The organism is Cytophaga sp. FL35 (assembly GCF_014349235.1).
In the GTDB taxonomy this organism is placed as follows: domain Bacteria; phylum Bacteroidota; class Bacteroidia; order Flavobacteriales; family Flavobacteriaceae; genus Euzebyella.
In genome coordinates this window covers 1-14,403 of the sequence record NZ_JACSOH010000045.1, presented here as the reverse complement: position 1 = coordinate 14,403, position 14,403 = coordinate 1, and the positions used below count along the sequence as shown (strand labels likewise).

The window sequence follows — 14,403 nt, the reverse complement described above, 5'->3', positions numbered from 1 at the left end:
TTCTTTTTTTCTTTCGTCCATGTTTTGAAGGTTTTGGTATTCTTTGGCAAAAAACGGTATTAGCTTCTCCTTTTCGTCCTTGATAAACCCTTTATCGATCACTATCCCAAGTATTCCCCCTATCAATGGCTTGCTTGCGGACCTCAATTGGTGCGGAGTATCGGCATCATAGCCATAAAAGTATTCTTCAAGAATCAATTTATCGTTCTTTAGGACAAGGATGCTATGTACTTCAGGGAATTTGCCCTTTATGGTTTCCTTGACCATTTTAATGATCGGTTCCGGGTCCGTGATTTCCTCATTTAGGTCACCCGTTGCCAAGCCATCGTTTTTCTGTTCCGGCATCACATAAGTGTAACTCTCCGGATTATGAAATAGGTTTCTCCGCGGAAACATTTCGACTTTCTTGATTTCCCTACTTAGAAGTTTGAAATTTCTACCTCCCGATCTATAATTGACCACCTGGCCATCTTTACCCCTCCCAAAAACCACGGATTGGTTGCGGATGTTTACAAAACTATCTTTCTCGATTTGTCTAAGAGGGTATTTGGCATTGTCCAATATAACATAGAGGATCGTATCGAATTCGGAAGCTACAAGATCCAAGGTCGTGTCCCCGATATATTCGTAATGCCCTTCGAACTCCGTTAGTTCCCGATATTCGTTTTTTTCTTTTTGCGTTGAACAACATGATGCGATCAATGCAATTAAAAGGACTCTTTTCATCAGTTAAGTTTTATATAAGGACGAACAGTCGATCCGGACGTGACAATTTTATTTGGACAACAATCGATTTTATCCGACTATGTGGTGTTGACTACGTAAACATAAAATCGTTTATTTGAACTTTTGATTTAAATACTGATAACACCTTTATTATTTTCATTGGGTTCCAATAGGTCCCACAAATTACCATAAAGATCTTTAAATACGGCTACAACTCCATAGGGTTCCAGTTTGGGAGATCTTACGAATGTGATTCCACGATTCATTAATTTCTCATAGTCTCTATTGAAGTCGTCAGTAAAAAGGAAAATCCAACCCTACCCCCTGTTTGGTTGCCTACACTTTTTGACTGCTCATCATTAGCAGCTTTGGCCAACAGAAGGCTACACTCTTTTGCTCCGGTCGGAGCGATAACAACCCACCTTTTAAACTCATCGATTTTAGTATCTTCAAGAACTATGAAATCCAATTTTTGTGTATAAAATTGGATTGCTTCATCATAGTCTTTAACAACCAAAGCGATATGGGCAATTCTATTATACATGGAAAATCGTTTTTTTGAACTTTACCCTAAGTTACGATTTATGAATTATCAAATTTGAAAACAGTCTAAATACAACACATAAGTAAATCCAAACTATTCACTACTTGGTCGGTTACTTGGTCGCTCACTTAGTCGGTACTTGTTCGTTACTTGTTCGGTGACAAGTTCTGGTACTTGTTCGGATAGTATTTTTAAAAATCGTTTTATTGAACTTTAAATTCATTCCTCTTCGTCTTCTTTTGTAAACTCAGGTTGCCAATCTTTTTTGAACTTCTTAGCGTCCTGATAGGCCGTCTTCACAATCTTTTCTCTTTCCTTTTTGAATCTTTCAATATCTTTTTTAACCCATTCTTTCATGATATCGTTTATTTGAACTTTCCCTGAAGTTACGACATCTGTATTATTAATTGTAGAACAAGAGCAAGGCTACAGTTACAACATAAGTAGTTTTCTCAAAAAAAGCCAGTAATAAATACTGGCTTTGCTTAACTAACTCAAACTATATGAACGAACCCTTGTCAAAGGCATCGCAAAATTAATACTAACTGAATCATCTGCTCTTCTTGGTATATAATGAAATGGTTAAAGAAGGTAGAAATAAAAATTTATCAATAAGCGCCAATTTTTATAATAAGGCAAGTCTCATATGTCGTTTCAGGTTTTGTTATAATTTCTATATTTATTTTTTGTAAATTGAAAGTAATTAGTTCTTCTCAAAGATTAAGTTCGTCTGAAAATGTTTGCGCGAAAAGAGATTGAAGATAAATTAAGGGCCGAATTGCATTTGGCTGAAAAGGTACATTATTTAGCAAATGGCATGATCAAATTGCATGGATATTCCAAGGAAAAGGCATTCGTTGCAGCCTTGATAATGGCCAGAGAAATGGTAAATATTTAAATTTGTATGAACTTTTCTGCAACTATAACACCGCAATCACTATATTTTCATGAATGTAAACAATCGCACTTATAGTATTGGTTTGTTTTTTTACATCAAGTAGCTTTCTCTGCACTATCGTCTTTTGAACTTTCAATATAAGACCTCAAAATAAGCGAAAATCAAACATTGCCGAAAAAGGTTGGTTTTTTAGAACTCGTATTAATTACAAGCTATTCGAAGACAATTAAATCAGCGTATTAAATTTTTCTCAAAGTCCAATAACCACTTTTTTCTTGGTAAACCACCACCATATCCAGTTAATGTGCCATCCTTCCCAATCACTCTGTGGCAAGGAATTACAATGGAAACCCTGTTCATGCCATTGGCACGTGCCACTGCCCGCACCGCATTTTCATTTTGCAATTCAATTGCCTGTTTTTGATATGTGGAAGTTTGCCCAAAAGGTATCTCTCGAAGAATCTCCCAAACCTCTTTTTGAAACGAAGTGCCTGGTGTATCAAGGGAAACATCGAAGTCTTTTCTTTTTCCTTGGAAGTATTCCTCTAACTCCTTTTTTAGTTGTTTTATATGCCCGTTTTCACCGGACAAAATCACGGCATTTAACCTTTTTTGTAAATCACGGAATTCGGTTTCAAGCATTTTTCTATCAGTAAACTCCAAAAGACAAATTCCCTTTTCCGTAGCACATATGAACATAGGTCCTAGTGGTGAAGTGAGACGGTTGATCAAAATTACTTTTCTATCGTTGCTGTTGATAGGTGATTTTCCCATAAGTTTTTTATAGGTATAACCAAATCCACTCAAGGACTCGTAGCCCGAATCAAATGCAGTAGAGGTAGGAGAATTACCATCTTTAAGTTCTTTGAAAGCATTGTTCACACGATACATTCTTTGATATGCCTGAAAAGTCATACCGTAGTTCTTTTTAAACCATCTTCTGATCGCATATGGATTCAAGCCATTTCTACGAAGGATTTCATCACTTATTTTTTCTTTTGGATTCTTTTTTACCATCTCGATTGCCAACACTACATTTGATGGGGCTTGGTTTGTATTTTCAGTAGGTTTACAAACTTTGCACGGGCGAAAACCATTCACCATGGCTTCTTTAAAAGAAGAATAGAACTCGACATTTTCTTTCTTGGGTTTACGTGCCCTACAGGTTGCAATGCAAAAAACAGATGTTGTTTTGACCCCTACAAAAAAGACCCCTATGTACTGGGGATTTCTATCGAGCAATGCCTGATAATATTCATTGAATTTGATTCTATTTTTAATTGTGACTTTCAAAATAGGGATGTAAAATTTTGATTGAACTTTATTTCGTCAAGGAAATTTCTTAATTCTACTTTCATTCGATTGAATACAAAGTTACCCATTGAAATACGGCTTACGCCTAAATCTTTAAGAATGTAAAAACTTGGAAGGTTCGGCATGCACATAACGTTTAAGGGCAAGTCTGTCCCTTTGATAACTTTTTCTATGTCCCCTTGCTTTTCGATACAGGGAACGAATAGACCATCTGCTCCTGCTTTTTCATATTGCTTGGCTCTAACCAAAGTTTCTTGAAGGGCATTGTCTATATTCATCAGGTAAGTATCAGTTCGGACATTGACAAATATTTCTCGTCCAGTCAATTTGAGTTCCGAAGTAATGCTTTTCAGCAATCCGCTAAAATCGATACCCTTTATCATAGATCTCTGTCCATTGGCAACCTTGCTATCCTCTATATTGACCCCTACAACTCCCAAGTCGGACATTTCTAATATATTACGAACAATTTCTCTAGAGTTTGAACCATATCCTGCCTCAAGATCTACTGATACTGGTATGTCTACACTCTTTACAATTCGTTCTATAATGTATTTCAATTCTCTGAATGAAATTTCTTCTCCATCTTCATACCCTAACATTGTTGCGATGGCTCCACTCGAAGTACCAATTGCTTCAAAATCCAAATCTTCTGCTTCCTTTGCACTTGCCACATCCCAAACATTACTTATTAGAAGTGGATTCTCTTTTTGGTGTAAGTTTTTAAAATTCATTGTCTAGTTCAAGTTGATTGAGAGATTTAATATTGTTCTGGTATTCAAGCTTAATTGATTATTACTGTATGCGATCCCGACACATAACGGAATTCCAATGGCCCCCCAATCAAAAGAGTGGTTGAGAAAGTAGCAGATTCCAGTGGTGTAAATAAAATAGTCAGAATCTTCGGCCTGACTTGGCACATAGGTCACCTCTCCGAACCAATTGGTGAATAAATTAATTTTATCGGATAAGGTTTTAGTATGCAATGTTGTCCCAAAAAAAGTATAGAATCCATAGGTATCCGAATCACTTATGAAGGTGGCCAATTCAATGAACTTGGATTTATGGGAAAGTCCTGTTCCAATTGATACAAATGGACTGTAGGTAATTACATTTTGTTCAAAATTGTAATTTACAATTTGGGGTGTCCTTACAAAAACATTGGTCCTTAGCCTATTCTCTTGACCAATCAAAGTGATTGGAAATAGAATAAAAAGTGCCGGGTAGATTACTAGTTGTCTTAATTCCATAATACAAAAGAATCAGCTTCCTTATTCCTTTGCAACCGAAAAATTGACACGTATTTTTTTCCTGTCTTTGAATCAAAGAACATTTCAATCAAGCGAAGTGATAGTCCCTTAAAAGGACCGTTTTACGACACTACTTAAGGAATCTGAACCAGAAACCATCACCAGTTCCTTTTCCTGTTCTTTTTAGTAGTTTTGTTAATTGACGTTTTACGGAACTAATTATGGCTGTCAATATTAACTCTGTTGAAAGGTTGTGTTACAACACATTTGGGTAGGAATCAATCATCGTTTTTTGAACTTTACCCTAAGTTATAAATTCTGAATTATAAATTTTAAAAAACGGGGAAGGCTACATGTAGGGCAACTTGCTTTGAATACTATGCTGAATAGCGCTTTTCCTCCTAGGATTTCAAAAAAGACCCTTAAAGAGGCTTAGAATAATCCGTTTTGTTACTCAATAAGTGGTTGTGCAACGATTACCAGTGTTGGGCGTAGTTTTTTTCCGCCCCGATAGGTCTTAAATGTTACTAGATTGAGTAAAAAAGTCCACCACTTTTTTGTCCTTAAGTAATTCTTTTATGTGTATGTCCATCTCTTCTGAAGACAATATTGGTGATTCCAATTGTAGGGAACGAAAAGTCCCATCTTTTTGTGGTGCAATTAAAACTATTCGGCCAACTCTTAAGTCGAACAGTCGCATATTCACGATTGCATACTCGTTTCTATCGGCAGTTAAAAAAGCTATGAAGTCAATTTTACTGGATTTCGTTTTGATAGAACCCTGTCCTGTAAAGTGTGGATGATTTCTGGATGTTACATTCACACTTGTATGGGTAAATTTCTTCGTGTCCACAGAGTCTGTTAGTCCGACGATTGTAAAAAACACCTCATTTGACTTTTCTGGAATAAACCTTTTGTTAACGTCACTTTTGGTGACGTAAAGAGAATGATAGATTATTGTTTTGTCCTCTAATTTTATTCCTTTCCATTCGCCAGAATTTCCCAGTCCTACAAAAGTACTGTCGGTCAAGTCATAGTCAGGAACAGGAAACACTCCATTAACCAATGGTTTGCCGTTTAAATTGATATTCCCTATATCCGCTTTCCAATTTTTCTTGCTGATTTTTGTGCTATCGTTTCTATTTTGGTTATGGACTTTTTCTTTTTCGACATTCCATTCAAATCCGTTGTTTTTTTCTTCTTGGTTATTGCAACCAATTAAAAATGATAAGCTCAAAAAAATTATTGTTTTGAATGGAAGTTTCATTTTTTATAGTTACTCCCAACGCAGGGTTAAGTGTAGTCGTGCGATTGGGTTTTTGTTTGTCGTACCAACAAGGTACGTAAAAAAGAAAAATACAAGGGAGCACACCAGATTGCATATAGCGGTTGATATGCACGGTTATCCTCGATGGCACCTAAAGGTCATAAAATCGATGATCTCTCGTCTCAAAAACAAATGGCTTAGAATAATCCTTTTTTTGAACTTTCCACTAATTTACGATTTCTGAATTATCAATTGTAGAAAATGGGGAAGGCTACATTTTAATTGAATAGGTTTTTGCAAATTGTAAATAAAAAGGCCCATAAGGGCCTTCACACATCTTCAACAATGAAATTTGAAACTAAGAATTGTACATTTTTTTAATCCCAGCCAAAAATCTGTTCCAAGGCCGGGTTTAAAGTTACTTCGGTGGCTGGTATAGGTCTATAATAGTGCTTAGGTTCTTGAAAAATACCTCGTTCAGGGGTAGCTATAATATGTCCACTGGTACCATTTGTCAGATAAACATCGGCACTGATACTTCCTATCTGACCTGTCACATAGTAAACATAGGGTACGCCCAATGAGTTTTCTTCTTTAGGGTCTGGAACAGATTCAGACTCTCCTAACAATATGATATCCTCAATTCCATCGCCAGTAAGATCAAACTTTCCAAGCGAAGGAAAATACATCCCTACGGGTTCCTCTTCCAAAACTTTTCCAGCGGCCCAGCGATTCAGATCATCCAACCTTCTACCCTCCATGGCCAACTCTACCCTTCTTTCTCTTCTAATTTCCAGAAGAACTGGATTGGTCACTAAGGGGTATTTTTCTGCTTGATAACTATCTGTAGCTACTGACATGGTCAAATGTGGCATACCTACTCTATCACGAAGTAAATTGATTGTTTGATCTAAATCTCCTTGATTGATGATGCCTAGTTCAGCCTTTGCCTCTGCATTGATAAGTAGAACCTCCGCATACCTCAATACAGGAATATCAATATTTGCGCGCACATCAAATGAAGCACTATTGGCAAAACCTTTAATTTGATGGTAACCGGTAAAATTCTTTTTTAACTCTTGCACATAATTCAGACTACCGGGACTATAAGTTGAAGTATATTCCAATTGCCAACCTGGAAAGGAATAGGTCTGGGACAATCTTGGATCCCTACTGGCAAACTCCTCTACAAAAGTCATGGTATCAGAATTCGGCTGTTCACTAAAATAACTACCATCTTCCATTAGATATGCAGTTACCAAATCCCTTGCAGGTCCACCTTCATAGCTTCCAAACATATATTGTGGATCGCCTGCGTTTTTTACATCCATCTCAAAGTAATTAGCCAATATAACCTCTGGATTTCCACTCAAGTCCATGCTTTCGAATAGGGAAAGGTAATCATCTTGAGGGTTTCCGGAAGTATAAATAGAATAGGCACCGTTGTCCATTATTACCTGTGATATTTGACTGGCCAATTGTAAAAGGGCAATAGCGGAACTCTCTAATCCTAATTCACCATGATATTTTCTGAAAGTGCCCTCATAAAGGGCATTTCTACCATAATAAGTACCAACTACCCACTTATTAATAGCTCCATCTGGCACCTCTTCCATTACATTGTCAAAAGCAAACTGATAGTCTTCCATAATCTTATCGACCACAAATTGCCTAGGGTCACTTGTTTTGAACAGAAGTTCTTCATCTGAAGTTCCCAAAACAGTATCATACCAAGGAACATTGGAGAACCTTTTTACTTTTTCCATATAGAAGTTGGCCCTGAAAAAACGTGCTACTCCTATATAATGATTTCTAATTTCATCCGTTACATTGGCATTCTCTACATGTTCAAGAAAAAAGTTGATATCTCTCAGTGTTCCCCATCCCCATCCGGAAGTTATGGTGGTTGAATTTGCATCCGTGGTCATAAGGGTTTTAATTTCCCGATTACCAGTAGTGGCCATATTATCGGTAGCTTCATCCTCGGAATACAATCCAATACCGGGAAAATTGTATAGGCCGTTTACATAAATGGAAAGGTCTTCTTCCGTGTTGAAAAATTTTTCGGCCCCGATTTCCGTTTCCGGAAGCTGTTCTAAAAAATCATCATTACAGCTTGATAAAAGCAAGGTTGCCGTTACCATTACGGTTGTACCTATAAATTTAATTTGACTTTTCATTTTTAGTTTGATTTATGGTTAGAAACTCACATTTACACCCAACGCATATTTTCGCTGATAAGGGTATTGATATCCGCTAGTTTCCGTTCTGCCCGGGCTATGGGCCGGATTTAATCTATTATCAATATCGGATATGGATTCAGGATCGAAGAAATCCGAAACTTCGGACCACTCAAAAAGGTTATCCCCACTAAAAAATATTCTTAATGAAGAAATACCCATCTTATTTGAATAGTCGGAAGGAATGGTATAACCAAATGTTACGTTTTTAAATCTTAAATAAGCGGCATTCAGCATATATGCCGTTTGCGGAATGGCCAAACCTTTTGCTTGATCAATACGCTCTCCCAAGTTCCTATCCGCTAACCATGATTGGGCCACCGGATACTTGGCCTCCGTATTAGCGTTTGCCAAACCACTAGCCAAATATGCTTCTGAGTGTTGAGCCATTAGTTCTTGTGAATCATCTACGGCTCTGTAATAATCGTTCAAATGGTCATACCCCCCCGCATAAGGTTGTTGGTAAAATCCCCAATACAAATAATCCTTTGGATAGTAATCTCGCTTGGCTACCCCTTGAAGAAAAATACCTAGGTCAAAATTATTCCAGTCCATGTTTAAATTAAGACCTATGCGATAGCGCGGCATGATATTGCCGATAACGCCTATATCCTTAGGCTCATTGGCGCTACTACCTACTTCGATAGCCCCATTTCCATCTTGGTCTATAAACTTGGGCCAACCTTCCACAATTTCCAATGCGCCCCACGGAATTAGACTAGTTTGATCTAAAGCATCAATTTCTTCCTGTGAACCAAAAAGCCCGTCCGATGTAAGTCCCCATATTTCACCAAGCTCCATACCTTCCCTATATTGAACAAGGCTATTATTGGGGTTATCAAAGCTTGTGATGTACGAACGGCTATCACTTAGGATGAATCTAGCATTTATACCCAATGGTTTTTTCGTTCCAAAACTGTTTTGGTAACCAATCGAAAGTTCCCACCCGTTTGTTTTTAAATCTGCTGCATTTTCCAATGGTTCAGATGCTCCAAGAACTCCTGGCAAGTCCTTACCAAGGGTAAGCATATCCTTGGTATCCCTTCTATAAATATCAAAAGTGGCACTTACTCTATTATTGAACAATCCTAGGTCCATACCAAAGTTTTGTGTAGTCACGGTTTCCCAGCTATAATTATCGGAAACCAAGGCCGGTGAGGAAATTTGTAAGGGCAGTTGTCCGCCTATTATATAATCCGAATTTCTCGCCGTCATAGTTGGAATATAACCGAACGCACCTACATCTTGGTTGCCTAAAGTTCCATAGGAAGCCCTAAACTTCAATAAACTAATTGCAGGGTCTAGACTTTCCATAAAAGTTTCCCTCGAAACGTTCCATCCGGCCGAAACAGAAGGAAAGAAACCAAATCTTTTATCCTTTGGAAATCGTGAAGAACCGTCATATCTACCGTTTAACTCTAGAATATAACGGTCTTTAAAAATATAATTGGCCCTATAGAACGCACCCCTAACGGCCCATTTGTATATGGTCTGACTTCCTTGAATGTCTCCTGTAGCTAATTGAAATGTCGGTAGTGAAGAGGCGATTACCCCGTTCCTGTTTAAATCGCTATACTCATCATAATACTCTTCTTGATTGTACCCAGCCAATAAGGTAAGATTATGATTATCACCTAAATTGGGAGTAAATGTACTATAGATGTTAAGTACGTTATACTGTTCCTCTCCAAACCCTTTCCAAACTCGATTCTCCCCTTCTTCCCTAATATCATCCAGGGCAAACCCTATCCTAATTTTTGAGTAATTAGCGTCGTAATTCTGGTTTTCTTGTTCATAGGTATACTCCGCATTCACTTTCAGAATATCCTTTACAATGGATGCTTGCGCAGTGAAATTGGTTCTAAAGGTACTTGTCCTGTATTCTTCCTCTCCTCCATTGGCCAATCTTGCGGCCATTCTGCCAACACTTGTATTGGCCCAGCTGCCATCTGGGTTTTCGGCATACTCATAAGTGTTAAAATTATAAAGCGAAGTAATGTCAAAATAGGACGGATTTCTTCTTTTGCCCACTATGTAAGATGTGTTATTGCCAATACTTAGCCAATCGTTCAATTGTGCATTTAGTTTTGTTCGTATTCCTGAACGGGTAAAATAATCATCGGCCAATATGAGGGAACCGTTGTCCTTGTTATAGGAACCCGAAACAAAATAATTAAGCTTATCTGTTCCACCGTTAATACTTAAATTATGGTTATTGGAATGGGTTGTGCCAGCCAAGAAATAATCCGTCCAATCTTGATTGCCCATATATTCCCACATCCCCGTATTCTGGTTTATTCTTACTCCGGCCGTACCATAAGGGTTATCACTGCGCTCCTTTGCCCATTTCCATTGATCATCCGTAAAAAACTGATTGTCCCATGGCGTATTCCCTGAGAAAGTTTTTTGCAATCTCATGTAAATGTAAGGGTCGTCTATTTTTTCTGGAGTGACCGTAGGGGTGCCCACGGTTACGCTGGTATTATAGCTAATATTGGTCTTTCCTTCCTTTCCGTTTCTTGTGGTGACCAGTACTACTCCGAAAGCTGCCCGAGCACCGTAAATAGCTGCGGAAGAAGCATCCTTTAAAACGGAAATATTCTCGATATCTTCTGGGGCAATTTGATTGAGATAAGCAACATCGGAAGGAATATTATCAATAAGAACCAAGGGGTCCCCTCCATTTATGGAAGTAAAGCCGCGAATATTTATTTTTGGTGCTGCGCCCGGAGCACCACTTGAAAAATCGATATTCAATCCTGGAGACATTCCTTGAAGGCCCTGGGTAACATTATTTATAGGTCTAGTGCTTAATTGCTCTACGGTTACACTATTTACAGCACCTGAAAGGTTCAGCTTCTTTTGAGATCCGAAGCCCACTACAACAACTTCACCCAATGCTTGAACATCCTCCTGTAGTACTACATTATAAATGGATTCCGACTCGACTTTAATACGTTCGGTCAAAAAACCTATATAGGAAAACTCTAAAACTTGACCTTCTTCTGCATCAATGCGATAGTTTCCATCGAAATCTGTAGAGACACCTATCGTAGTTCCTTGGATAACTACGGATACACCTGCCATGGGAATATCGGACTGATCCCGTACCGTTCCAGTTATTTCTCTCTGTGCGAATCCTGACAGAGAAGAACACAATAGAAACAAGCCCATTAAAAAATTTTTAATTTTCATTTATTTTTGGATTAGTTGGTTTGATTATCGTCTACCACCCAAGTATTTAGGGTGGTGTTAGGGGTTTCTAAAAGCAGTTTAAAAGATTGTTTGGGTAATCTCCTAAAAGGTATAGTAGCTGCCCCATTTTCTATTTTCACCGTTTTCAACAATTCATATTGATCACTTCCGCCTTTATTGAATTCATCAGTTTTACTAATCAATAAATGAGCTTTGCCACTGGTTTTTGCTTTCCACCTTACCTCTAAATTTCTACCAACTCTTTGGGCCGTTAATCCATATGCATCCACTGGGCCAATCAAGGAGACTCCATCCCATTCGCGTCTTATATCAGAGGGCACATCCATTTTTAAATAGTCGGTAAGGCTCGGTAGAATATCAACAATTCCCGGTTTATCTTCTTTGAAGTAGGTATTGGTATCTTTTAAATTGGTTACTATCCAAGTACTTCTTTCCCTTTCAGTTTGACCTCCATGATGTTTACCATCATTTGGACTTCTTCCGTGATCCGTGGTAATCACAAGTAACCACTCTTCATTATAGTTTTTCTCCCTTGATTTGATTGCTTCCCAAATACGTCCTACCAAATTGTCTTCAAAATGAACAGAGGCATAAAACCTTTCACTATCGCCAAATCCATGGCCCATATCATCTGAGAATTCCAGATAGACCCAAGAAAGGTCAGGACCATTTCGTTTTATGATTTCGGAAGCCTTATCCGCTACGGTAAAATCTATTAACTTCATAAAATTTCGCTCTCGGTCATGAGGGTAATTAATTGTATCATGCTCCAAGCCATCAAAGTGATAGTCCAGTTCAATATTCCCCGTTTCATTTAAACCTTCACCTACTAGTTTTGTTCTGTTGTCCAACCAAGATGAAAACACGGCCATAGTTCTTGAAGGGTAACTATCCTTGAATAATTTAAAGACTGTAGGGTAATTGTAATTGGGAGACTCAATTGAATTACCCCAAACATTATGCTTGTTGGCCCAGGTACCTGTCAAAAGGCTGTTATAACCAACCGCAGAAATGGTTGGAGTTTCAGAATAGGTACCCTTTCCTCCGCCAACATATGCCTCTGTAAAACTACCGGCTTCCGAAATAGCGTCTAAGTTGGGAGTATCTGCTTTTTTTAACTGATCAGCAGAAATACCATCTACGATTATAAAGACAACTTTTCTTTCCAAGCTGTCTTTTACCTGAAAATTATTAGCATGTAAAGAGCCGAAAGCGATACAGGTTATCAGTGAATTAAGTAATTTTCTTTTCATTGATCGGTGGGTTTAAATTCGGGTCAAAGGAATATAAATTGAACGAACGTTCAATTAATTTAAGTTTAACTAATCGTTATAGGATCGCAAAATAAATTGAATGACCGTTCAATAAATTTATATTTGAAATCTGTATACTTGTGAATAATTATTCAGTAATAGGGTAATGGGAAGAAAAAGCTTAGGAGCAACTAGAAGACAAGAAATCGTTGAGTCGTTTTATGATGTAGCCAAAAATATTGGTCTAGAGAATGCGTCCATTGCCAAGGTGGCTAACCATATGAATATCAGCAATGGACTAGTCATGCATTACTTCAATACCAAGGATGAACTGTTAATTGGTTTGACCGAGTTTATTCTGCAGCAACATTTAAATGTTATGACTGAAGGCCATAAAGGGAACATAAAAAGCCGTGAAGACCTTGAGAACCTAATTGAAAACCTTTTCTCAAGAAAATGGAACCAATATTTTGATGATGGGGTTTTCTATAGCTGTTACGCCCTTATATATAGGAAAAAAGCTATAAATACTAGTTTCAAGGAATATTTGCTCAAGTTGCACGAAGTACTAAAGGAATCTTTAATCAAGGCAAAAATTAATGGCATAATTATAAATAACAATATTGAAGAACTGACCGAGGTTATTTTTGCCATGATTGATGGCTCATACTATTATATGGGAATGTTCGATGAAATTGATGATTCAAGCAGACAACAACAAGAAATTTATATTTCACATTGTTTGAAATTATTCGAATATTAGCATATGGCCATATTCTTTGAATCCCTCGGTTGGTTAGGTACTTGCGCCTTTCTTCTTTCATATTATATGCTGATTAAAGAAAAATGGATGTCAACTCAGCCTATATACCACTGGTTCAATATTTCAGGTAGTGTCCTGTTCATCCTAAACGGTCTATACTATGGCGCTTGGGCGGTTGTATTTGTCAATTTAGCGTGGGGCTGTATTGCATTTTACGGACTCATAAAGAGTAAAGAAAGATAATACCCTTGTTTGTTGTTTTTCAAAAGAATGTAGCCTACCCTAATAAAGGTGAGGCCACAAATATTTTACATTTATGATTATAACTACTGTAGCCTCCCCTAAATAGGACCTCACTAAATTCATAAAATCATCGGTTTTTATGGCGTTGTGAATTATGTAGAAAGTTATATTCAATCTTTTATTTGAACTTTACCCTAAGTTACGATTTTGAATTATCAATTGTAGAAAACAGGGATGGCTACATTTTTTGTCTAAGGTTACAATATAGGTAGTTTTCAAAAAAAAGCCAGTAATAAATACTGGCTTTGCTTAACTAACTCAAACTATATGAACGAACCCTTGTCAAAGGCATCGCAAAATTAACACTAACTGAAGCATTCGCTCTTCTTCGTATATAATGAAATGGTTAAAGAAGAGAGAAATAAAAATTACCAAAAAGTCCCAATTTTTATATCAAGGCAACTCTCATATGTCATTTCTGATTTTGTTATATTTCTATATTAATTTTTTGTAAATTGAAAGTAATTGGTTCTTCTAATAGATTAAATTTTTCTGAAAATGTTTGCACGAAAAGAGATTGAAGATAAACTGGCATCCGAATTGCTTTTGGCCGAAAAGGTTCATTATTTAGCAAATGGCATGATTAAATTACATGGATATTCCAAGGAAAAGGCATTCGTTGCAGCCTT

At 37.3% G+C, this 14,403-nt stretch carries 12 protein-coding genes and 1 pseudogene; 3 read left to right on the top strand and 10 right to left on the bottom strand.

The genetic code is table 11. The features are described from left to right. The 3 genes and pseudogenes from BIZ36_RS20045 to BIZ36_RS20035 form a co-directional block, all read right to left on the bottom strand. Positions 1-726 (bottom strand): hypothetical protein (locus BIZ36_RS20045; RefSeq protein ID WP_502709173.1); only part of this gene is annotated, 726 nt, incomplete at its 3' end. A gap of 128 nt (positions 727-854) precedes the next feature. After that, positions 855-1,270: pseudogene (locus BIZ36_RS20040) on the bottom strand (VOC family protein). Positions 1,271-1,489: 219 nt separating this feature from the next. Next, the gene (locus BIZ36_RS20035; protein ID WP_187459644.1) at positions 1,490-1,627 is read right to left on the bottom strand and encodes a hypothetical protein; all 138 of its coding nucleotides are present in this window, start codon (positions 1,625-1,627) and stop codon (positions 1,490-1,492) included. A 379-nt stretch (positions 1,628-2,006) separates the two neighbouring features. Between BIZ36_RS20035 and BIZ36_RS20030 the strand changes: the two genes are divergently transcribed. Then, on the top strand, positions 2,007-2,168 hold the full coding sequence (locus BIZ36_RS20030) for a hypothetical protein (protein WP_187459643.1): 162 nt from the start codon (positions 2,007-2,009) through the stop codon (positions 2,166-2,168). Positions 2,169-2,399: 231 nt separating this feature from the next. Here the strand turns inward: BIZ36_RS20030 and BIZ36_RS20025 are convergent, their stop codons facing one another. The 7 genes from BIZ36_RS20025 to BIZ36_RS19995 form a co-directional block, all read right to left on the bottom strand. After that, positions 2,400-3,461, bottom strand: coding sequence for a bifunctional transcriptional activator/DNA repair enzyme AdaA (locus tag BIZ36_RS20025; RefSeq protein ID WP_187459642.1), 1,062 nt, complete (start codon positions 3,459-3,461; stop codon positions 2,400-2,402). Further along, entirely contained in the window at positions 3,458-4,216 is a 759-nt protein-coding gene (locus BIZ36_RS20020) for an isocitrate lyase/PEP mutase family protein (protein WP_187459641.1), read from the bottom strand. The genes BIZ36_RS20025 and BIZ36_RS20020 overlap by 4 nt, the downstream gene beginning before the upstream one ends. A gap of 3 nt (positions 4,217-4,219) precedes the next feature. Continuing rightward, complete coding sequence (locus BIZ36_RS20015) at positions 4,220-4,732, bottom strand: hypothetical protein (RefSeq protein WP_187459640.1); 513 nt, start codon at positions 4,730-4,732, stop codon at positions 4,220-4,222. A gap of 517 nt (positions 4,733-5,249) precedes the next feature. Further along, on the bottom strand, positions 5,250-5,969 hold the full coding sequence (locus tag BIZ36_RS20010; protein ID WP_187459639.1) for a hypothetical protein: 720 nt from the start codon (positions 5,967-5,969) through the stop codon (positions 5,250-5,252). Between the two features lie 407 nt (positions 5,970-6,376). Beyond that, the gene (locus BIZ36_RS20005; protein ID WP_187459638.1) at positions 6,377-8,179 is read right to left on the bottom strand and encodes a RagB/SusD family nutrient uptake outer membrane protein; all 1,803 of its coding nucleotides are present in this window, start codon (positions 8,177-8,179) and stop codon (positions 6,377-6,379) included. Between the two features lie 18 nt (positions 8,180-8,197). Next, positions 8,198-11,434 (bottom strand): SusC/RagA family TonB-linked outer membrane protein, encoded by a 3,237-nt coding sequence (locus BIZ36_RS20000; protein WP_187459637.1) that lies wholly within the window; start codon positions 11,432-11,434, stop codon positions 8,198-8,200. Positions 11,435-11,445: 11 nt separating this feature from the next. Next, positions 11,446-12,708 carry an alkaline phosphatase family protein gene (locus tag BIZ36_RS19995; protein WP_187459636.1) on the bottom strand — a complete coding sequence of 421 codons (1,263 nt, stop codon included), beginning with the start codon at positions 12,706-12,708 and terminating at the stop codon, positions 11,446-11,448. 166 nt (positions 12,709-12,874) lie between these two features. Between BIZ36_RS19995 and BIZ36_RS19990 the strand changes: the two genes are divergently transcribed. Next, positions 12,875-13,471, top strand: a complete 597-nt coding sequence (locus BIZ36_RS19990) for a TetR family transcriptional regulator (RefSeq protein WP_187459635.1) — start codon at positions 12,875-12,877, stop codon at positions 13,469-13,471. A gap of 3 nt (positions 13,472-13,474) precedes the next feature. Then, complete coding sequence (locus tag BIZ36_RS19985) at positions 13,475-13,714, top strand: CBU_0592 family membrane protein (RefSeq protein ID WP_187459634.1); 240 nt, start codon at positions 13,475-13,477, stop codon at positions 13,712-13,714. Positions 13,715-14,403: the final 689 nt, after the last annotated feature.

Excerpts from the sequence above, each read along its gene's own strand:
- BIZ36_RS20035 (WP_187459644.1), bottom strand. The coding sequence starts at position 1,627 with ATGAAAGAATGGGTTAAAAAAGATATTGAAAGATTCAAAAAGGAAAGA.
- BIZ36_RS20030 (WP_187459643.1), top strand. The coding sequence starts at position 2,007 with ATGTTTGCGCGAAAAGAGATTGAAGATAAATTAAGGGCCGAATTGCAT.
- BIZ36_RS20020 (WP_187459641.1), bottom strand. The coding sequence starts at position 4,216 with ATGAATTTTAAAAACTTACACCAAAAAGAGAATCCACTTCTAATAAGT.
- BIZ36_RS20015 (WP_187459640.1), bottom strand. The coding sequence starts at position 4,732 with ATGGAATTAAGACAACTAGTAATCTACCCGGCACTTTTTATTCTATTT.
- BIZ36_RS20005 (WP_187459638.1), bottom strand. The coding sequence starts at position 8,179 with ATGAAAAGTCAAATTAAATTTATAGGTACAACCGTAATGGTAACGGCA.
- BIZ36_RS20000 (WP_187459637.1), bottom strand. The coding sequence starts at position 11,434 with ATGAAAATTAAAAATTTTTTAATGGGCTTGTTTCTATTGTGTTCTTCT.
- BIZ36_RS19995 (WP_187459636.1), bottom strand. The coding sequence starts at position 12,708 with ATGAAAAGAAAATTACTTAATTCACTGATAACCTGTATCGCTTTCGGC.
- BIZ36_RS19990 (WP_187459635.1), top strand. The coding sequence starts at position 12,875 with ATGGGAAGAAAAAGCTTAGGAGCAACTAGAAGACAAGAAATCGTTGAG.
- BIZ36_RS19985 (WP_187459634.1), top strand. The coding sequence starts at position 13,475 with ATGGCCATATTCTTTGAATCCCTCGGTTGGTTAGGTACTTGCGCCTTT.